The sequence below is a fragment of the Flexivirga aerilata genome, assembly GCF_013002715.1.
GTDB lineage: Bacteria > Actinomycetota > Actinomycetes > Actinomycetales > Dermatophilaceae > Flexivirga > Flexivirga aerilata.
Map to the genome: position 1 here is coordinate 2,016,711 of NZ_JABENB010000001.1, position 18,253 is coordinate 2,034,963.

At 71.1% G+C, this 18,253-nt stretch carries 18 protein-coding genes; 9 read left to right on the plus strand and 9 right to left on the minus strand.

The features are described 5' to 3' along the window. The first annotated feature begins 7 nt into the window (after positions 1-7). On the plus strand, positions 8-529 hold the full coding sequence (locus HJ588_RS09560) for a gamma carbonic anhydrase family protein (RefSeq protein ID WP_171154339.1): 522 nt from the start codon (positions 8-10) through the stop codon (positions 527-529). 18 nt (positions 530-547) lie between these two features. Here HJ588_RS09560 and HJ588_RS09565 read toward each other — a convergent pair whose 3' ends face one another. From HJ588_RS09565 to HJ588_RS09600, 8 genes are all read right to left on the minus strand, one after another. Beyond that, entirely contained in the window at positions 548-1,147 is a 600-nt protein-coding gene (locus tag HJ588_RS09565) for a DUF1269 domain-containing protein (protein ID WP_246241791.1), read from the minus strand. Positions 1,148-1,329: 182 nt separating this feature from the next. Beyond that, positions 1,330-2,007, minus strand: a complete 678-nt coding sequence (locus tag HJ588_RS09570) for a response regulator (protein ID WP_171154342.1) — start codon at positions 2,005-2,007, stop codon at positions 1,330-1,332. Further along, complete coding sequence (locus HJ588_RS09575; protein ID WP_171154344.1) at positions 2,004-4,556, minus strand: DUF4118 domain-containing protein; 2,553 nt, start codon at positions 4,554-4,556, stop codon at positions 2,004-2,006. Before HJ588_RS09575 ends, HJ588_RS09570 begins: the two co-directional genes overlap by 4 nt. A 55-nt stretch (positions 4,557-4,611) precedes the next feature. Beyond that, the gene (kdpC, locus tag HJ588_RS09580) at positions 4,612-5,193 is read right to left on the minus strand and encodes a potassium-transporting ATPase subunit KdpC (protein WP_171154346.1); all 582 of its coding nucleotides are present in this window, start codon (positions 5,191-5,193) and stop codon (positions 4,612-4,614) included. 3 nt (positions 5,194-5,196) lie between these two features. Further along, complete coding sequence (kdpB, locus tag HJ588_RS09585) at positions 5,197-7,209, minus strand: potassium-transporting ATPase subunit KdpB (RefSeq protein ID WP_212755371.1); 2,013 nt, start codon at positions 7,207-7,209, stop codon at positions 5,197-5,199. A gap of 239 nt (positions 7,210-7,448) precedes the next feature. Beyond that, a complete protein-coding gene (gene kdpA / locus HJ588_RS09590) occupies positions 7,449-9,095 on the minus strand; it encodes a potassium-transporting ATPase subunit KdpA (RefSeq protein ID WP_171154350.1) in 1,647 nt (548 codons plus the stop codon). Further along, positions 9,095-9,193 (minus strand): K(+)-transporting ATPase subunit F, encoded by a 99-nt coding sequence (gene kdpF, locus HJ588_RS09595; protein WP_212755373.1) that lies wholly within the window; start codon positions 9,191-9,193, stop codon positions 9,095-9,097. Before kdpF ends, kdpA begins: the two co-directional genes overlap by 1 nt. Before the next feature lie 110 nt (positions 9,194-9,303). Further along, positions 9,304-10,500 carry a dipeptidase gene (locus HJ588_RS09600; protein WP_171154352.1) on the minus strand — a complete coding sequence of 399 codons (1,197 nt, stop codon included), beginning with the start codon at positions 10,498-10,500 and terminating at the stop codon, positions 9,304-9,306. 55 nt (positions 10,501-10,555) lie between these two features. On the opposite strand from HJ588_RS09600, the gene rimO reads away from it, so the two are divergent. The 4 genes from rimO (at position 10,556) to HJ588_RS09620 (ending at position 13,777) form a co-directional block, all read left to right on the plus strand. Then, positions 10,556-12,013 carry a 30S ribosomal protein S12 methylthiotransferase RimO gene (gene rimO, locus HJ588_RS09605; protein ID WP_171154354.1) on the plus strand — a complete coding sequence of 486 codons (1,458 nt, stop codon included), beginning with the start codon at positions 10,556-10,558 and terminating at the stop codon, positions 12,011-12,013. Continuing rightward, positions 12,010-12,804 carry a CDP-diacylglycerol--glycerol-3-phosphate 3-phosphatidyltransferase gene (gene pgsA / locus HJ588_RS09610; RefSeq protein WP_343036652.1) on the plus strand — a complete coding sequence of 265 codons (795 nt, stop codon included), beginning with the start codon at positions 12,010-12,012 and terminating at the stop codon, positions 12,802-12,804. The genes rimO and pgsA overlap by 4 nt, the downstream gene beginning before the upstream one ends. A 29-nt stretch (positions 12,805-12,833) precedes the next feature. Next, positions 12,834-13,319, plus strand: a complete 486-nt coding sequence (locus tag HJ588_RS09615) for a nicotinamide-nucleotide amidohydrolase family protein (RefSeq protein WP_171154356.1) — start codon at positions 12,834-12,836, stop codon at positions 13,317-13,319. A 161-nt stretch (positions 13,320-13,480) separates the two neighbouring features. After that, a complete protein-coding gene (locus HJ588_RS09620) occupies positions 13,481-13,777 on the plus strand; it encodes a helix-turn-helix domain-containing protein (RefSeq protein WP_171154359.1) in 297 nt (98 codons plus the stop codon). Between the two features lie 21 nt (positions 13,778-13,798). Here the strand turns inward: HJ588_RS09620 and HJ588_RS09625 are convergent, their stop codons facing one another. Further along, positions 13,799-14,572, minus strand: a complete 774-nt coding sequence (locus HJ588_RS09625; RefSeq protein WP_171154360.1) for an Fpg/Nei family DNA glycosylase — start codon at positions 14,570-14,572, stop codon at positions 13,799-13,801. A gap of 63 nt (positions 14,573-14,635) precedes the next feature. Between HJ588_RS09625 and HJ588_RS09630 the strand changes: the two genes are divergently transcribed. The 4 genes from HJ588_RS09630 to HJ588_RS09645 all read left to right on the plus strand — a co-directional run bounded on the left by HJ588_RS09630 (position 14,636) and on the right by HJ588_RS09645 (position 18,243). Beyond that, complete coding sequence (locus tag HJ588_RS09630) at positions 14,636-15,772, plus strand: sensor histidine kinase (protein ID WP_171154362.1); 1,137 nt, start codon at positions 14,636-14,638, stop codon at positions 15,770-15,772. Continuing rightward, complete coding sequence (locus HJ588_RS09635; protein WP_171154364.1) at positions 15,769-16,449, plus strand: response regulator; 681 nt, start codon at positions 15,769-15,771, stop codon at positions 16,447-16,449. The genes HJ588_RS09630 and HJ588_RS09635 overlap by 4 nt, the downstream gene beginning before the upstream one ends. Before the next feature lie 79 nt (positions 16,450-16,528). Next, on the plus strand, positions 16,529-17,467 hold the full coding sequence (locus tag HJ588_RS09640; RefSeq protein ID WP_171154366.1) for an ABC transporter ATP-binding protein: 939 nt from the start codon (positions 16,529-16,531) through the stop codon (positions 17,465-17,467). Continuing rightward, a complete protein-coding gene (locus HJ588_RS09645; RefSeq protein WP_171154368.1) occupies positions 17,464-18,243 on the plus strand; it encodes a hypothetical protein in 780 nt (259 codons plus the stop codon). Before HJ588_RS09640 ends, HJ588_RS09645 begins: the two co-directional genes overlap by 4 nt. Positions 18,244-18,253 lie beyond the last annotated feature (10 nt).

Here is an 18,253-nt window from a genome sequence, read left to right on the forward strand (position 1 = left end):
CGGCGTCATGCTGATCCGGCTGCCGGACCGGGTGCCCGAGGTGGCGTCGTCGTCCTGGATCGCCCCCAACGCCACCGTCGTCGGTGCGGTGACCGTCGGCGAGCGCTGTGGTGTCTGGTATGGCGCGGTGCTGCGCGCGGACCTCGAGACCGTCACCCTCGGGGACGAGACCAACATCCAGGACAACAGCGTGCTGCACGCCGACCCCGGTGCCCCGCTCACGGTCGGTGCGCGAGTTTCGGTGGGGCACAACGCAACTCTGCACGGCTGCACGATCGAGGACGACGTGCTGGTCGGCATGGGCGCGCGCGTGCTCAATCGCGCGACGATCGGCGCGGGCTCGCTGATCGCGGCCGGCGCCGTCATACCCGAGGGAATGCAGGTGCCGCCGAGGTCCCTGGTCGCCGGTGTGCCGGCAAAGGTCCGCCGCGACCTCACCGACGAGGAGGTCGAGATCATCGGCCTCAACGCCCAGGTGTACGTCGACCTCGCCGCCACCCATCGCGACGGCGAGGTCGACGCAGGCTGAGCAGGTCGGCGCCGCCGGTCAGACGTGCAGCTTGGCCTTGATCTTGTCCAGGCGCTCCTTGCGGTCGGCCTTGCGCTCGGCCTTCTTCTCCTCGTGCAGCTTGCGATCGGCGGCGTCGGCCGCAGCGATCGCGGCGTCCTCGGCCTCGGCGACCTCGTCCATCACCTCGTCGAGCGGCCGGCGTTCCAGCGTGGCGCCGCTCTGCTGGGCGAGCTGGTCGACGGCCGCGGGCGAGCCCTCCTTCACCTCGCCGATCAGGCCGGTGACCCCGGGCGGGATCGCCCGGCTCAGGTCGGCCACGACGCTGGAGGTGTCGGCGGCCCGGCCGGCGTCGACCGTGCCACCGACGAGCGCACCCCCGGCCCAGCCGAGCAGCATGCCGAGCGGTCCGCCGAGCACGCCGACCAGCATGCCGATGACACTGCCGCCGAGGGTGCCGGAGCCGATCTCGTTGTCGTCGCCGTCCTTCACGGTGAACGTGCCGTCCGGATTGCGCTGCACGACGGCCGCGCTGACCAGGTCGATCGCGCCGTCGTTGGAGAGTGCGTTCAGATCGCTGTATGCCTGATAGGCCTTGCTCTGGTCCGGCCAGGTCATCAGGATCACGTTGTCTGCCATGAGCTTCTCCCTTGAGCTGTCGCAGGCCGCGGCGGTTGCCGCCGCCATCTCCACCGTCGCAAACACTGGACGACTGTATAGTGCGAACGCCCAAAGACGTTGGCAGCAAAGGAAATTCGTGCCTCGGGCGAAGGCATCGCCACTCGTCGATGCATTCGCTGGATATATCGACCGGTGCCGGCCTACAGCTGCAGGCGGTAGCCGATGCCCGGGTCGGTGATCAGGTAGCGCGGCTTGGCGGGGTCGGGCTCGAGCTTGCGGCGCAGGCCACCGGCATACACCCGCAGGTAGTGGGTCTCCTTCTCGTAGCCCGGGCCCCACACCTCGCGCAGCAGGTCGGCCTGGCTCACCAGGTGCCCCGGCCGCGCCGCGAGCGTCTCCAGGAAGTGCCACTCGGTCGGGGTGAGCCGCACCGGCACACCGTCGCGCAGCGCGATGCGCTCTGCGAAGTCGAGCGCAAAGTCCTTGGTGCGCACCGGAAGTGCGTGCGGCGAGGCGGTGGAGCGACGGCGGATCGCGGCGCGCACCCGGGCGAGCAGCTCGTCCATGCCGAAGGGTTTGGTGACGTAGTCGTCGGCACCCTCGTCGAGCGCCTCCACCTTGTCGTCGGAGTCGTGCCGTGCCGACAGCACGATGATCGGCACGTCGCTGCTGCGGCGGATCCGGCGGATCACCTCGACGCCGTCGATGTCGGGCAACCCGAGGTCGAGCACCAGCACGTCGGGGGCCGACTCGTCCACGCTCTGCAGTGCACTGCGCCCGTCGAAGGCGTGCTCCACCTGGTAGTCCCGGGCGCGCAGGTTGATGCTGAGCGTGCGCACGAGGCTGGGTTCGTCGTCGACGACGAGGACCCTGGTCACGATGAAGCTCCTTCTCGCTGTGCGGATTCGGCGGGGTGGGCGACCCCGGGCTTGTGGTCGACGACCGGCAACCGCACGCACATCGTGAGGCCGCCGCCCGGAGTGTCCTCGGCGTCGAGGGTGCCGTCCATCGCCTCGGTCAGCCCCTTGGCGACCGCGAGGCCGAGGCCCACGCCGTTGCCGCGGGGGCTGTCGCCATAGCGCTGGAAGGGGGCGAAGATGCCGGTGCGTTCGGACGCCGGCACGCCCGGCCCGCGATCGATGACCCGCACTTCGACTGCCTTGCCGAGGCGTTCGGCGCTGAGCACGACCTCCTGGCGCCCGGGGGAGTAGCGCAGAGCGTTCTCCAGCAGGTTGGCGAGCACCCGCTCGGCCAGGCCCGCGTCGGCGAGGCAGGTCAGGTGCGGGTCGGGCAGCCAGCTGCGCACCCGGTGCGGCTCGCTGACCGTGTGGAGCGTCGCCGAGACCAGGTCGCCGACCTGCAGCTCGTCGGTGCGGGCGGTGATGCTGCCGGACTGGATGCGCGACATGTCGAGCAGGTTCTCGATCAGCCCGTCGAGCCGATCCGTCGACTCCTCAACGGTTTCCAGCAGCTCCCGCTGATCGGCAGCCGTCAGTTGTATGTCGGTGCTGCGCAGGCTCGACACGCCTGCCTTGATCGCCGCGAGCGGAGTCCGCAGGTCGTGCGACACGGCGGCCAGCAGCGCCGCGCGGGACCGGTTGTCCTTCGCCAGACCGGCCGCGGCCGCCGCCTGCTTGGCGAGCTCGTTGCGGTGCAGGATCGCCGCGGCGACGCTCGCGTAGGCCTCGACGAGCCGGCGCTGCCCGGCGTCCGCGACGTCCCCGGCGATCACCAGCTGGTGCTCGTCGTCCACTGGCGCACGGGTCAGGCGCGCGTCGAGCTCCTGCAGCGGCACCTCGCCGCTGATCATCACCGGCTGCCCCGGGACCCCGGTCGTGGTGGTGCGCACCAGGGCGGCGCCGTCGGCGTCGAAGATGTCGCGGGCCTGGTCGAGCAGCACCGGCAGCTGGTCCTTGACCGCGAGCAGGGAGTGGGTCAGCTCGGCGAGCAGGCGCGAATCTCGTTCGGCCGCAATGGCTCTCGCAGTGCGCCGCGCGGTCAGGTGGACCACGGACGCAACGGCCACGGCGACGACGACGAAGACCAGCAGCGCGAAGGCGTTCTGCGGCTGGCTGATGGTGAGCGTGCCCTCGGGTGGGGTGAAATACCAGTTGAGCGCGAGGCTCGCCAGCACCGCGGAGGTAAGCGCCGGCCAGAGACCACCGACGATCGCGGTGATCACCGTGAACGCGAGGTAGATCAGCACGTCGAGCGGGAGCGCCTGCCCCTGCGACGTCACGTCGATGATCCAGGTGAGCAGTGCGACGCCGACGGTGGCGAGCAGCCAGCCGGCCACCTCACGGCGCAGCCCGAGACCGTCCCAGTCGACCGCGGGAGATCGGCCGGCGTGCGCGAGTTCGTGGCTGACCATCAGCACGTCGATGTCACCGGACCCGTCGACGACCGTGTCGCCCACGCCCCGGCCGAGCAGCCGCTGCCACCGGCTGCGGCGGCTGGCGCCGACGATGATCTGCGAGGCATTGACCCCGCGGGCGAACTCCAGGATCGCCTCGCCGACGTCGGAGCCCGTGACCGTGTGCATCGTGCCGCCGAGCTCGGCGACCAGCTGCCGCGCTGCCGTCGCGGATTCCGGTGGTACGTCACGCAATCCGGTGTCGGGGACGACCTGCACGGCATACAGCTCGCCGCCGGCGCCGCGGCTCGCGATGCGCGCGCCACGACGCAGCAGCGTCTCCTGCTCGGGGCCGCCGGTGAGCGCGACGACGACACGTTCGCGCACCGGCCAGGTGGAGTCGATGTCGTGGTCGTCGCGGTAGCGGGCGAGCGCCTCGTCGACACGGTCGGCGGTCCACAGCAGCGCGAGCTCGCGCAACGCCGACAGGTTGCCGGCGCGGAAGTAGTTGGCGAGCGCCGCGTCGACGCGGTCGGCGGCATAGACATTGCCGTGCGCGAGCCGGCGACGCAGCGCCTCCGGCGTCATGTCGACCAGCTCGATCTGGTCGGCGGCCCGCACCACGGCGTCCGGCACGGTCTCCTGCTGACGGATGCCGGTGATCTGGAAGACCGCGTCGTTGAGCGACTCCAGGTGCTGCACGTTGACCGTGGAGATCACGTCGATGCCGGCGTCGAGCAACTGCTCGATGTCCTCGAAACGACGCTCGTGGCCCGCTCCGCCGGCGTTGCTGTGGGCGAGCTCGTCGACCAGCACGACCTCGGGCCGGCGGCGCAGCACCGCGTCGACGTCGAGCTCGTGGAGCGTGGCGCCGTCCCGCACCACCTCGCGGCGGGGCAGCACCTCGAGCCCGTCCAGCTGCGCGGCGGTGTAGGCCCGGTCGTGGGTCTCGACGAGCCCGACGACCACGTCGGTGCCACGGGCCCGGCGGCGCTGCGCCTCCTGCAGCATCTTGACGGTCTTGCCGACTCCGGGAGCGGAGCCGAGGAAGATGCGCAGACGGCCACGGGACATGCGTCGATTGTCCCGCTCCCGCGGCTGCTCGCCGACCGTGCCCGTCATGGGCGCGTCACTTCGTCCCGGACAGCTGCTGGAGGGCCAGGTTGAGCCGCAGCACGTTGACCCGCTCGTCGCCGAGGAAGCCCGCGACCCGTCCCTCAGTGGCCTCGTCGACCAGCCGCAGCGCCTGCGCCGGTTGCAGGCCGCGCGCCCTCGCGACGGCCGGTGCCTGGAGCCGGGCGTAGGCGGGCGAAATGTGCGGGTCGAGACCGCTCGCGCTCATCGTGAGCGCGTCGGGCGGCGGGGTGCCGCCGAGCGGTGCGAGCGCCTTCTCGCGGGCGGCGACCGCCTCCTGCTGCCGCGTGTCGGTCGCCGGGAGGTTGGAGCCGCCGCTGGCGTCCCCGGCATACGCCGACGCCGAGTCGCGGCCGTGGAACCACTCGGGGCCCTTCCACTGCTGGCCGAGCAGCGACGAGCCGACGACCCTGCCGTCGACCGACACCGGCGAGCCGGTGGCCTGGTCGTGGAAGGCGACCCGTCCGACGGCCCAGACCGCGGCCGGGTAGAGCACGCCGACCAGCACGGTCAGCACGAGGAAGATGCGCAGGGCCGCGAGGGTCTGGCGGCCGATGGTGAGCGATGAGGTGGTCATGGGTCACATCCCGGGGAGGAACTGGATAACGAGGTCGATGAGCTTGATCCCGACGAACGGCACGATCACGCCGCCCAGTCCGTAGATCAGCAGGTTGCGCGTGAGCAGCTGGTCTGCCCGCAACGGGCGGTAGCGAACTCCCTTGAGCGACAACGGGATCAACGCCACGATGATCAGCGCGTTGAAGATGACCGCCGACAGGATCGCCGAGTTGGACGAGTGCAGCCGCATGATGTTGAGCCCGTCGAGGCCCGGGTAGATCGCCACGAACATCGCGGGAATGATCGCGAAGTACTTCGCCAGGTCGTTGGCGATCGAGAAGGTCGTGAGCGCGCCACGGGTGATCAGCAGCTGCTTGCCGATGCCGACGATGTCGATCAGCTTGGTCGGGTTGGAGTCGAGGTCGACCATGTTGCCGGCCTCCTTCGCCGCCGAGGTGCCGGTGTTCATCGCCACGCCGACGTCGGCCTGCGCGAGCGCGGGTGCGTCGTTGGTGCCGTCGCCGGTCATCGCGACCAGCCGGCCGCCCTCCTGCTCGGTCCGGATGAGGCGCATCTTGTCCTCGGGCGTCGCCTCCGCGAGGAAGTCGTCGACTCCCGCCTCGTCGGCAATCGCCTTGGCGGTCAACGGATTGTCGCCGGTGATCATCACCGTGCGGATGCCCATCTGCCGCAGCTGCGCGAAGCGTTCGACCATGCCGGGCTTGATCACGTCCTTCAGATGTATGACGCCGACCGCGTCCGTCACGCCGCCCTCGCGGCCGATGGACACCACCAGCGGCGTGCCGCCGTCGGCGGACACCCGGTCGGCGATCGCCATCGCCTCGTCCGCGCCGGCGCCGCCGGACTCGCGCACCAGACGGCACACCGAACCGGCTGCGCCCTTGCGCAACTGCGTCCCGTCGGCGAGGTCCACGCCGCTCATCCGGGTCTGCGCGGTGAACGGCACGACCGTCGCGCCGGCAGGCGAATCGTGATCTTTGCCAAGGTGGTTCGCGGTCCAGTCGACGATCGACCGCCCCTCCGGGGTCTCGTCGGCCAGCGACGACAGGTGTGCCAGGCGGTGCACCTCGCTCGCCTCGCCGTCCCCGACCACGATGATGTCGGCGGCCTGCCGGTTGCCGAGCGTGATCGTGCCGGTCTTGTCCAGCAGCAGCGTGGACACGTCACCGGCGGCCTCGACCGCGCGGCCGGACATCGCGAGCACGTTGCGCTGCACGAGCCGGTCCATCCCGGCGATGCCGATCGCCGACAGCAGGGCACCGATGGTGGTCGGGATGAGGCAGACCAGCAGCGCGACGAGCACCAGCACGCTGGGCTTCGGGCCGTTCCAGCCGGCGAGCGACGGGATGGTCGCGACCGCCAGCAGGAAGATGATCGTGAGCACCGTCAGCAGGATGCCGAGCGCGATCTCGTTGGGGGTCTTCTGCCGTTCGGCGCCCTCGACGAGGGAGATCATCCGGTCGATGAAGGTCTCGCCGGGCTTGGCGGTGATGCGCACCACGATCCGGTCCGACAGCACGGTCGTGCCGCCGGTGACGGCGCACCGGTCACCGCCGGCCTCCCGGACCACCGGGGCGGATTCGCCGGTGATCGCGGACTCGTCGACGGTCGCGATGCCCTCGACGACGTCACCGTCGCCCGGGATCACCTGGCCGGCCTCGATGACCACCCGGTCGTCCAGCTTCAGCTCCGCGGCCGGCACCTGCTCCTCGCCCCCGCCATACGTGATGCGACGGGCGGTGGTGGTCGAGCGGGTCTTGCGCAACGTGTCCGCCTGCGCCTTGCCGCGGCCCTCGGCGACGGACTCGGCGAGGTTGGCGAACAGGACCGTCGCCCACAGCCAGATCGCGACCAGGACCGAGAACCACGACGGGTGGATGCAGGCCAGGACGGTGGTCAGGACGGCGCTGATCCAGACCACGAAGAGCACCGGCTGGCGCACGAGGTGCCGCGGATCGGCCTTGCGCAGCGCGCCGGGCAACGACTCGACGGCCTGGTGGGTGAGAGTCGACATGGTGTTGCTGCTCGTTTCTTCGTCCAAGATGGCGGGCCTGGTTCGTTCTGCCTCGACTGCGGGCCTCGCTCGTTCCTCCGATTTCATGAGGTTGCTCGTGCCTCTTTCCTCGACTGCGGGCCTCGCTCGTTCCTCGCTCGTGTCCTCGTCTCGGTCGGCACTCATGGTGTTGTTCGTGCCTCTTTCCTCGACTGCGGGCCTCGCTCGTTCCTCGCTCGTGTCCTCGTCTCGGTCGGCACTCATGAGAGCGCCTCCGCGAGCGGGCCGAGCGCCAGCGGGGGCAGGAAGGTCAATCCGGTGACCAGCAACGCCACGCCGACCATCAGGCCGGAGAAGAGCGGGGTGTGGGTGGGCATGGTGCCCTCGGTGGTGGGTCGCCGGCGCTGCGTCGCGAACGCCCCGGCCAGGGCGAGCACCAGAAACATCGGCAGGAACCGGCCGATCAGCATGCACGCGCCAAGGGTCAGGTTGAGGTAGGGCTGATCGGCGGTGAGGCCGGCGAACGCCGAGCCGTTGTTGTTCGAGGCCGACGCGTAGGCGTAGAACATCTCGGACAACCCGTGCGGGCCGGTCGCGAGCAGACCCGCCTTGGCCGTGCCCACCGTCAGCGCGGCGGCGGTGCCGACGAGCACCAGCGCCGGAGTCACGATCGTGTAGAGCGCGGCATACGTGATTTCCTTGCGCCCCACCTGTTTTCCGAGGATCTCCGGGGTGCGCCCGACCATCAGGCCGGCGATGAACACCGCGAGGATCGCGACGACGAGTGCGCCATAGAGGCCGGAGCCGACGCCACCGGGGGTGATCTCACCGAGCAGCATGTTGGTGAGCGCGCCGCCCCCGCCGATGGGGCTGTAGGACTCGTGCATCGAGTTGACGGCGCCGGTCGAGGTCGCGGTCGTGGAGTTGGCGAAGAGCGCCGACGCCCAGACCCCGAACCGCACCTCCTTGCCCTCCATCGCGCCGGTCGGCGCCGTCGACGCCGCCTGCTCGGCCCAGGTGATGACCACGAGCATCGCGGCCCAGAGGAAGGCCATGAACCCGGCGACGGCGTAGCCCTGCCGCGTGTCGCCGACCATTCGGCCGTAGGTGCGCGGCAGCGAGAACGGGATGACGAGGATCAGGAGGATCTCGACCAGGTTGGTGAACGCGTTGGGGTTTTCGAAGGGGTGCGCGGAGTTGGCGTTGAAGTAACCGCCGCCGTTGGTGCCGAGCTCCTTGATCGCCTCCTGGCTCGCGACCAGCCCGCTCTCGATCGTCTGGTGACCGCCGCCGAGCGTGCTGATCGTCTGCGGTGCCGACAGGTCCTGTATGACGCCGCCCGCGAGCAGCACCACGGCGCCGGCGAACGCGATCGGCAGCAGCACCCGCACGACGGCCCGCGTCAGGTCGACCCAGAAGTTGCCGACCGTGCCGGTGTGCCGGGCGGCCAGGCCGCGGATCAGCGCGACGGCGACGGCGAGGCCGACCGCGGCGGAGACGAAGTTCTGCACCGCGAGGCCGAGCGTCTGCACGAGCGCGCTCGCCCCGGACTCCCCGGCGTAGCTCTGCCAGTTGGTGTTGGTGACGAACGAGATCGAGGTGTTCACCGCGGTGTGCCAGTCCATCGATGCCCCGCGCGCGAGCGGCAGGTGCTGCTGCAGCATGAGCAGCGCCCCGAGGAAGACCAGGCTGACCACCGAGAACGCGCCGACCGACACGGCATACCGGCTCCACCGTTGCCCCGACCGCGGGTCGATCCCGCAGAGCCGGTAGAACGCCCGCTCGACGGCGAGGTCCCGATCGGTGGTGAAGACCCGCGCCAGGTAGTCGCCGAGCGGCACGTGCACCGCGGCGAGCGCGATGACGAGGACTGCGATGGTCAGCAACCCGCTGACGTCCTCGCTCATCAGAACTTGTCCGGGCGGATCAGGGCGTAGACGAGATACGCCAGGAGGGCGAGCGCGATGACGCCCGCGACGAGATATTCGGCCATGCCCTCAGCCAACGCCGAGGTATGGCGGCAGAACCCTTCGTTGACGCGGCTTTTGCGGGCGTTGACGCCTTCTTTACGGGCTTCTCTTTACGGCGTCCGGTACGGCGCCAGGTGCGCGCCGCTCAGCCGTCGAGCTGCTCGATCGTCGCCACGCTCGGCCCACGGGTGGTCTGCAGGTCGCGCGCGACCGCCTCGGCGTCGCGCAGCACGCGCAGCACGTTGCCGCCCGCCACCTTGACCAGGTCGGCGTCGGACCAGCCGAGGTCGGCGAGCGCGGCGAACACCTTCGGGTAGCCGGTGACGTCCTCCAGACCGGCCGGCAGCCCCGGCACCCCGTCGTAGTCTCCGCCGACCCCGAGGTGGTCGATGCCGGCGACCTCGCGGATGTGCACGAAGTGCGCGACCACGTCGTCGATCGTCGCGACCGGCTCCGGGTGGTCGGCCGCCCACTGCTTGGCAAACGGCTGGAACGCGGCCAGGTCGGTCGGGGTGATGCCGGCCTCCCGCGCGGCATCCTGCGCGTCGGCCCGCCACCTGGCCGCGGCCGGCGAGACGAAGCCCGGCACGAACGTCGACATGATCACGCCGTTCCTGTCGCGCAGCGTCTCCAGCACGTCGTCGGGCGCGTTGCGCGGGGTGTCGCAGACCGCGCGCGCCGAGGAGTGGCTGAAGATCACCGGTGCCTCCGACGTGGCGAGCGCCGCGCGCATCGTGTCGGCGGACACGTGGGACAGGTCGACCAGCATGCCGAGCCGGTTCATCTCGCGCACCACCTCGACCCCGAAGCGGGTGAGCCCGCCGTGCACCGGCTCGTCGGTCGCCGAGTCGGCCCACGGGTTGTTGTCGTTATGGGTGAGCGTCATGTAGCGCACGCCCAGCACGTAGAGCATCCGCAGCGCCGCGAGCGAGCTGTCGATCGACTGACCGCCCTCGGCGCCGAGCAGCGAGGCGATCCGCCCGGATCGGAAGACCGACTCCACCTCGTCGGCGGTGCGGGCCAGGCCGAACGCCTCCGGCCAGCGGCCGATCATCTGGTGCACCGCGTCGATCTGCTCCAGCGTCTGGGTGACCGCCTGGCTGCCCGGCAGGTTCGACGGCACGTAGACCGACCAGAACTGCCCGCCGACGCAGCCCGCCCGCAACCGCTCGATGTCGGTGTGGGTGCGCCCCGCCGTGCCCGCCGCCAGGTCCAGCTCGTCGAAGTCGTAGCCGACGAGGTCGCGCGCGGCATACGGCAGGTCGTTGTGTCCGTCGATGAGCGGGTGCTCGTGCAGGAGTGCGATGACCCGGTCGAGGCTGGTGGTGTCGGTGGTCGCCATACCGTCATCTCATCACGATTCGATGGTGCCCCTGCCGTCCCATAGAGTTGACGACATGGATTCCCGCAGCGTCGCCCTGGTCACTCTGGGATGCGCTCGCAACGAGGTCGACTCCGAGGAGCTCGCCGGCCGGCTCGCCGGGGAGGGCTGGGCCCTCGTCGACGACGCGGCCGACGCCGACGTCGCGGTGATCAACACCTGCGGGTTCGTCGAGCAGGCCAAGAAGGACTCGATCGACGCGCTGCTCGAGGCGCGCGACCTGAAGGACCACGGGCGCACCCAGGCGGTCGTCGCCGTGGGCTGCCTCGCCGAGCGCTACGGCGAGCAGCTGGCCGCGCAACTGCCCGAGGCCGACGCGGTGCTCGGCTTCGACTCCTACGCCGACATGTCCTCCCACCTGAGCGCGGTCCTCGCCGGGCACGCGCCCGCCTCGCACACCCCCGGTGACCGGCGCAAGCTGCTGCCGATCAGCCCGGTCGCGCGCCAGGACGCCGGCGTTGCCGCGCCCGGGCACGGTGACGTGCGCCGGCCCGACGACGTCGAGGTCGCCTCTCCGGTGTCGTCGCCGCGGGTGATCCGCGCCCGGCTCGACGGCCGGCCGTGGGCGCCGCTGAAGATCGCGTCCGGCTGCGACCGACGGTGCGCGTTCTGCGCGATCCCGTCCTTCCGCGGGGCGTTCGTCTCCCGCCGTCCGTCCGACGTGCTCGCCGAGGCCCGCTGGCTGGGACAGCGCGGGGTGCGCGAGGTCTTCCTGGTCTCGGAGAACTCCACGTCATACGGCAAGGACCTCGGTGACCTGCGGCTGCTCGACACGATGCTGCCGGAACTCGCTGCCGTAGAAGGCATTTCGCGGGTGCGGGTGTCCTACCTGCAGCCGGCCGAGATCCGCCCGGAGCTGCTCGACGTGATGGCGCAGACGCCCGGCGTCGTGCCCTACTACGACATCTCGTTCCAGCACGCGAGCGGACCGCTGCTGCGTCGCATGCGCCGCTTCGGCGACCGCGAGTCGTTCCTGCAACTGCTCGACGAGGTGCGCCGGCGCACGCCGGAGGCCGGCATCCGCAGCAACGTGATCGTCGGCTTCCCGGGCGAGACCGACGACGACCTGCAGGAGCTGGAGGACTTCCTCACCGCGGCCCGCCTCGACGTGGTCGGCGTCTTCGGCTACTCCGACGAGGACGGCACCGAGGCCGAGACCTATGACGGCAAGCTGCCCGAGACCGAGGTCGCGGCCCGGCTGGAGCACTTCCGCACGCTCGCCGAGCAGCTCAACGAGCAGCGCGCCGCCGAGCGCATCGGGCAGACCGTCGAGGTGCTGGTCGAGGCCGACGGCACCGGACCCGACGACGACGGAGAAGTGCGCGGTCGGGCCGCGCAGCAGGGCCCGGACGTCGACGGCGAGACGATCCTGCAGGTGCCGGCCGGTGCGGTGCAGGTCGGGCAGGTGGTGACCGCCCGCGTGACGGACACCCTGGGTGTCGACCTGATCGCGGCACCCGAGCAGACCGCATGAGCGCGGCCGAGCGCCGGACCGGGCGCGCGGGGCGGGAGGACGGCGCCAGCAGGACGGCGAGGGACAGCATCGAGCGGAGGCGCGCCGAGGCGACCCGCGAGCTGGAGCGGCGCCGGGCGGAGTTCGAGCGGCGGCGCGCGGCGGGGGAGCCGATCATCGCGCCGCCGATGCCGGATCCGGCGTCGGTGCAGAGCACCGGGGTCAGCAACTGGAACATCGCCAACGCGTTGACGATGTTCCGGGTGTTGCTGGTGCCGGTTTTCGGCTGGCTGCTGCTGGCGCGCGGCGGCGACGACACCGGTTACCGGCTCGCCGCGGTCGCGGTCTTCGCGATCGCCTCCATCACCGACCGCATCGACGGCGACCTGGCCCGGTCCCGCGACCTGGTCACCGATTTCGGCAAGATGATGGATCCGATCGCGGACAAGGCACTGATGGGTATGGCGCTCATCGGCCTCTCGGTGATCGGGCGCCTGCCGTGGTGGGTGACCGTCGTGATCCTGGTGCGCGAGGTCGGCATCACCCTGCTGCGGCTGTCGGTCATCCGGCACGGCGTGCTGCCGGCCAGCCGCGGCGGCAAACTCAAGACCTTCCTGCAGGCGGTGGCCATCGGGCTGTTCCTGCTGCCGATCACCGGCTGGTTCGACGTGGTCGCGTGGGTGGTGATGCTGGCCGCGCTCGCGGTCACCGTCGTGACCGGTGTCGACTACGTCTTCCGGGCGCTGCGCCTGCGGCGCGACAGCGAACGGTCGCGGGCCCGCCGGGAGCGCCGGGCTGCCCGCCGTCGCTGAGACCTGCTGAGAGACAAAGGAACCCGCCCGTGGACGACATCGCCCTGATCGCCGAACTCACCCGTCGTGGCGACACGGTGGCCGTCGCGGAGTCGCTCACCGGAGGGCTGGTGACGGCGGCGCTGACCGCGGTGCCGGGCGCGAGCGCCGTCGTACGCGGGGGAGTCACGTCATACGCCACGCAGGTGAAGGCGAGCGTGCTCGGGGTCGACGACTTCCTGCTGCGCGCGGGCGGAGCGGTGCAGGCCGACGTCGCCCGGCAGATGGCGCACGGGGTGCGGCGTCTGATGGGTGCCACCCACGGCCTCGCCACCACCGGCGTGGCGGGCCCGGAGCCGCAGGACGGCGCGCCGGTCGGTCGGGTCTTCGTGGCCGTGGCCTGGGAGGACGCGCCCGGGGTGCCCGTCGACGAGGTGCGCATGCTCGACCTGCGCGGCGACCGCGAGCAGATCCGCGCGGCCGCGGTGCGCGCGGTGCTGGACCTGCTGGCCGGCTGCGCGACCGGCCGAAACTGACCGGGCACCAACGGGAACCAACGCGCACGAGCGGGAATGAATCGGCCGAGCGCGAAGGTTGTCGCCAGGGTGCGGCGGCCACGTCGCTCGACGGACTGTCGGGTCCGGGGTTTAGAGTGGTCGCATCGGCAGGAAACAGCGGGCAACGTGAAGGAGGCGCCATGATTCTGCTTCGTCGAGAGCTCGGTGACGTCCTGCGTCAGGCGCGTCAGGCCCAGGGCCGCACGCTGCGCGACGTCGCCGCGAGCGCCCAGGTTTCGCTGGGTTACCTCTCCGAGCTGGAGCGCGGTGAGAAGGAAGCCTCCTCCGAGTTGCTCGCCTCGGTCTGCGAGGCGCTCGGGGTGCGCCTCTCCGAGGCGATGCACCAGGTGTCCGAGCGGCTCGTGCTCGCAGAGGCGATGACCGCGCCGGTGCAGCTGCCGGTGCCGGCGCCCGAGCCGGTCGTCTCCGCGGCCTGACCGCCCTCAACGTCCCGCCGGTCAGCGCACGCCCTGACAAGTGGGGCAGTGAAACATCACCCGGTCCTGCGGCGGCACGCCGATCGGTGCCACCCGCACCGTCCCGCCACACCGCCGGCATCCCCGGCCGGCGCGCCCGTGCACGGCCGGCTCCTCGTCGAAGCGGTCCCGGTGCGCCGCGTAGGTCAGCATGTCGCGGGCGGTGTCCAGCAACTCCTCGAGCGTCTCGACCGGCAGCTCGCCCACCGGCGTCCACGGGTTGAGCCGGCGGACGAAGAGCGGCTCGGCGGTCCAGATGGTGCCGAGCCCGGCGAGGTTGCGCTGGTCGAGCAGCGCGGCGCCGAGCGCGCGGTCCGGCTGCGCCCGCAGATTGCGTATGACGCGCTGCGCGTCCCAGTCGTCGCCGAGCAGGTCGGGCCCGAGGTGCCCGACCAGGAGCCGCTCGTCGCGAGTCGACACCAGGTCGAGCATGCCGAGGCTGGTGCCGATCGCGGTCCATTCGGTGGTCGCGAGCAGCGCCCGGATGCTGCGCGGCCCGGCCGCGGCGGGCGTCATCGTGCTGGTGCGGCGCAAGCGCCAGCTGCCCTCCATCCGCAGATGGCTGTGCAGGGTGAGGCCGCCGGAGAGCCGGTGCAGCAGGTGCTTGCCGCGGCTCGCGACCTCCAGGGTGGTGTGCCCGTGCAGGCTGCGGTCGCCGAGGCTCGGCCAGCGCAGCTCGGCGCCGACCAGCGGCTCGCCGCGCAACGCCTGGTCGAGGCGGCGCGCGGTGCGCCATACGACATCTCCCTCGGGCATGGGCCGATCATCTCAACACTCGTATGACGCGCCGGGCACCGACCGCTTCGTAGTCTGGCCGGCATGACTTCCGTGCCGGCCGACTCGATGCGGCGTCCGTGGTGGCAGCGGCACGCCGTCGACGCCGTCGCGCTCTTCGTCGGGGTCGCCGTCGTCGGGTCCGCCTGGCACCTGTCCACGCGGCCCGGTGAGCGGCCGCTCGACGCGTTCGGGGTGGCGCTCGGGAGCGTCGCGGTGGCAGGCGTGCTCGCGCATCACTGGCGGCCGATCGCGGCGCTGCTGGTGCCGAGCGGCGCGATCTTCGTCTATCTGCTGATGCACTATCCCAATGGCCCGATCTACGTGCTGGGTCCGCTCGGACTGTTCGTCTTCGGGCTGAGTGCGCAGCGCCGTCCCCGTCCCTGGCTGAGCCCCGCGGTGATGCTGGTCGTGGCCCTGTGCGCGTTGCTGACCGATGACGGCGAGTGGTTCCGGGCGGCGATGGTGGTCGGCTGGAGCGTGGTGGCGATCCTGCTCGCCGACCTGATCCGGACCCGGCTGGAGCAAGCTGCCGAACGTCGAATTGCGTTGCAACAACAGCGAAAGCGGGCCGAGGTCGAGCAGCAGCTGGAGCTTGCGCGGGACCTGCACGACAGCGTCGCGCACGCCCTCACGGCGATCAACGTGCAGGCCGCGCTCGCCGAGCGGGTGGCGGTGACCGCACCGGACGACGCCGCCGAAGCGGCCCGCGCGATCCGCATGAGCAGCCGTGACGCCTTGGCCGAGCTCAACGCGATCGTGCGGTCGCTGCGCGAGCCGGGCGCCGTCCCCACCCGTCCGCAACACTGCCTGTCGGACATCGACGCGCTCGTCGACCGGGCGCGGGAGGCCGGGCTGACCGTCGACGTCGAGTCGTCGATCGGTGCCGAGCTGCCCGACGACGTGCAGGCTGCGTCATACCGGGTGGTGCAGGAGAGCCTGACCAATGCGGTGCGCTACGCCCCCGGCTCGCGGGTGCGGCTGCGCGTGCAGGGCGTCGGTGGCGGGTTGCAGGTCAGCGCCCTCGACGACGGCCCGGCGCCGGGGGAGTCGGTGCACCCGCCCGGTGGCGGTCACGGTCTGATCGGTATGGCGGAGCGGGTCCGCGCGACCGGTGGCACACTGCGGCATGGGCCGTCCGGCCCGGGCTTCGTCGTCGAAGCACGTTGGGAGCGCGTGTGATCCGGGTTGTGGTCGCCGATGACCAGGCGCTGGTGCGTCGCGGTTTCGCGGCGCTGCTGGCGCTCGAATCGGACATCGAGGTGGTCGCGGAGGCGACGACGGGCGACGAGGCGGTCGTCGCGGCCCGTCAGCATCACCCAGATGTGCTGTTGATGGACATCCGGATGCCCGGCAGCGACGGACTCGAGGCGACGCGGCAGATCACCGGCGACCCTGCGCTGGAGGGGGTGCGGGTCGTCATACTCACCACCTTCGACCTGGACGAATATGTCTTCCAGGCCTTGCGATTCGGCGCCAGCGGCTTCCTCGTCAAGCACACCGAACCGGACGAGCTGATCCGGGCGGTGCGGGTCATCGCCGACGGCGAGGCGCTGCTGTCCCCGAACGTCACCCGCCGCCTGATCCACCGATTTGCAAGCAGCACAGCGCATTCGGTGCAGCCGACCGTGCAGGAGTCGCAGCTGGCGCAGCACCTGACCGAGCGTGAGCGCGACGTGGTGGCGCTGGTCGGCCAGGGGCTGTCCAACGACGAGATCGCCGCCCAGTGGTTCGTCAGTCAGGCCACGGTGCGCACCCACGTCAGCCGGGCGATGACCAAACTGCACGCGCGCGACCGTGCGCAGCTCGTGGTGATCGCCTACCAGCACGGCCTCGCCGAGCCGCCCGCGATCGACTGACCCGCTCAACATCTGACGTACGCCGATCTCCGCGCCCGGGCGACGTGCGCGACCCGTTCGCGAAGCGATCGTTGCGGTCATGGATACGCAAGAGCAGCTGGACGCGGTCGCGGTGACCGGGCTGACCAAGAGGTATGGCCGGCGGACCGTGGTCGATCACGTGGACCTGCACATTCCGGCAGGTTCGGTAACCGGGCTGATCGGGCCCAACGGCGCAGGGAAGACCACGGTGATGTCGATGCTCCTCGGGCTGGTGCGCCCGACCGAGGGGCGCGGCTCGGTGCTCGCCCACGATCTGCGGGAGCCCACCGCCTACATGTCCCAGGTCGGGGCGCTGATCGAGTCGCCCGCGTTCTACCCCAACCTGTCCGGCCGGGAGAACCTGGTGCACCTGTGCCGGCTCGGCGGGCACGACCCGTCCGAGATCGACGGCATCCTCGACCTGGTGGGTCTGCTCGGGCGAGAAAGCGATGCCTACGGCTCCTACTCGCTCGGCATGAAGCAGCGGCTCGGCATCGGCGCGGCGTTGCTCGGCGATCCGCGGCTGGTGATCCTGGACGAACCCACCAACGGCGTCGACCCGACCGGCATGCGCGACATCCGCGCGATGGTGCGGCGCATCGCCGACAGCGGTCGCACCGTGCTCGTCTCCTCACACCTGCTGGCCGAGCTGGAACACGTCTGCGACCACCTGATCGTGCTGGACCAGGGTGGCCTGCGCTACCAGGGCACGCTCGCCGGGCTGCCCGCCACCCGCGACGAGGTCATCGTGCTGCGCGGCCGGATGGCGGCCGACGAGGAACGCCTCGTGCAGTTGCTGCGCAGCGGCGGCCACGTCGTCGAACACACCGCCACCGGACTCGCCGTCGCCGTCGGCGCCTCCGACCCGGCGGCGCTCGCCGGCGACCTCAACCGCACCGCGGCCGACGGAGGGGTCAACCTCGTCGAGCTGCACCACCGCACCGAATCACTCGAGGACCGGGTGCTCGGCCTGGTCGGAACAGGAAGTCGATCATGAAACGCGCCTTCGTCGCCGAATGGACCCGGCTTGCCCGGCCCCGAACCTGGCTGATTGCAATACCTTTCACGATTCTCTACTCCGCCGTGCTCACGGTGGTGATGATCACGACCGCCCCGCAGCGGTCATTCAGCGGCGGTGTCAGCATCGACGCGCTGTCGCAATCGGGTGGCGGCACGCTGGCGGTGACCGCTGCCGTGGCCTTCACCTCGGTGTTGTTGCTCGCGGTCTTCGTCGGGATGAGCGCGGGTGCCTTCTCGCGCGGCACCTGGCGGGCATCGCTGCTGCACCATCCCGGGCGCATGTCGCTCGCGACCGGGACGTTCGTCGCGCGCATCGCGATCAGCGCGGTCATCATCGTGGTGCTGTTCGCGGCGGGGCTCGGCACGGCATACATCGTGGGGCCGGGGCAGGGCGTCGACACGAGCAGCTGGCTGGACGCGCAGTCGCTGCGCACCGCCGGCGAGGACATGCTGCGGGTCCTGGTCTTCGTCACCGGGTGGGGCCTGCTCGGCACGCTCGTCGGCATCGCGACCCGCTCGGTGCCGATCGGCCTCGGCGCCGCGATCCTGTGGGCCGGCCCGATCGAGCACGTGCTCGGCGAGAACCTCTCGATCGGCCGGGACTTCTTCCCCGGACTGCTGCTGCAGTATGTCGTCGCCGGCGACAACGCCGCGGTGAGTGGCGGCGCGCTCGCCCTGCGGCTGGCGGTGTACGGCGTGGTCGCGGCCGGTGCGTGTGCGTTGCTGGTGAGCCGGCGCGACGTGTCGAGCTGACCGGACCGCC

Excerpts from the sequence above, each read along its gene's own strand:
- HJ588_RS09560 (WP_171154339.1), top strand. The coding sequence starts at position 8 with ATGCTGATCCGGCTGCCGGACCGGGTGCCCGAGGTGGCGTCGTCGTCC.
- HJ588_RS09565 (WP_246241791.1), bottom strand. The coding sequence starts at position 1,147 with ATGGCAGACAACGTGATCCTGATGACCTGGCCGGACCAGAGCAAGGCC.
- HJ588_RS09575 (WP_171154344.1), bottom strand. The coding sequence starts at position 4,556 with ATGTCCCGTGGCCGTCTGCGCATCTTCCTCGGCTCCGCTCCCGGAGTC.
- kdpC (WP_171154346.1), bottom strand. The coding sequence starts at position 5,193 with ATGACCACCTCATCGCTCACCATCGGCCGCCAGACCCTCGCGGCCCTG.
- kdpB (WP_212755371.1), bottom strand. The coding sequence starts at position 7,209 with ATGTCGACTCTCACCCACCAGGCCGTCGAGTCGTTGCCCGGCGCGCTG.
- kdpA (WP_171154350.1), bottom strand. The coding sequence starts at position 9,095 with ATGAGCGAGGACGTCAGCGGGTTGCTGACCATCGCAGTCCTCGTCATC.
- HJ588_RS09600 (WP_171154352.1), bottom strand. The coding sequence starts at position 10,500 with ATGGCGACCACCGACACCACCAGCCTCGACCGGGTCATCGCACTCCTG.
- rimO (WP_171154354.1), top strand. The coding sequence starts at position 10,556 with ATGGATTCCCGCAGCGTCGCCCTGGTCACTCTGGGATGCGCTCGCAAC.
- pgsA (WP_343036652.1), top strand. The coding sequence starts at position 12,010 with ATGAGCGCGGCCGAGCGCCGGACCGGGCGCGCGGGGCGGGAGGACGGC.
- HJ588_RS09620 (WP_171154359.1), top strand. The coding sequence starts at position 13,481 with ATGATTCTGCTTCGTCGAGAGCTCGGTGACGTCCTGCGTCAGGCGCGT.
- HJ588_RS09625 (WP_171154360.1), bottom strand. The coding sequence starts at position 14,572 with ATGCCCGAGGGAGATGTCGTATGGCGCACCGCGCGCCGCCTCGACCAG.
- HJ588_RS09630 (WP_171154362.1), top strand. The coding sequence starts at position 14,636 with ATGACTTCCGTGCCGGCCGACTCGATGCGGCGTCCGTGGTGGCAGCGG.
- HJ588_RS09640 (WP_171154366.1), top strand. The coding sequence starts at position 16,529 with ATGGATACGCAAGAGCAGCTGGACGCGGTCGCGGTGACCGGGCTGACC.
- HJ588_RS09645 (WP_171154368.1), top strand. The coding sequence starts at position 17,464 with ATGAAACGCGCCTTCGTCGCCGAATGGACCCGGCTTGCCCGGCCCCGA.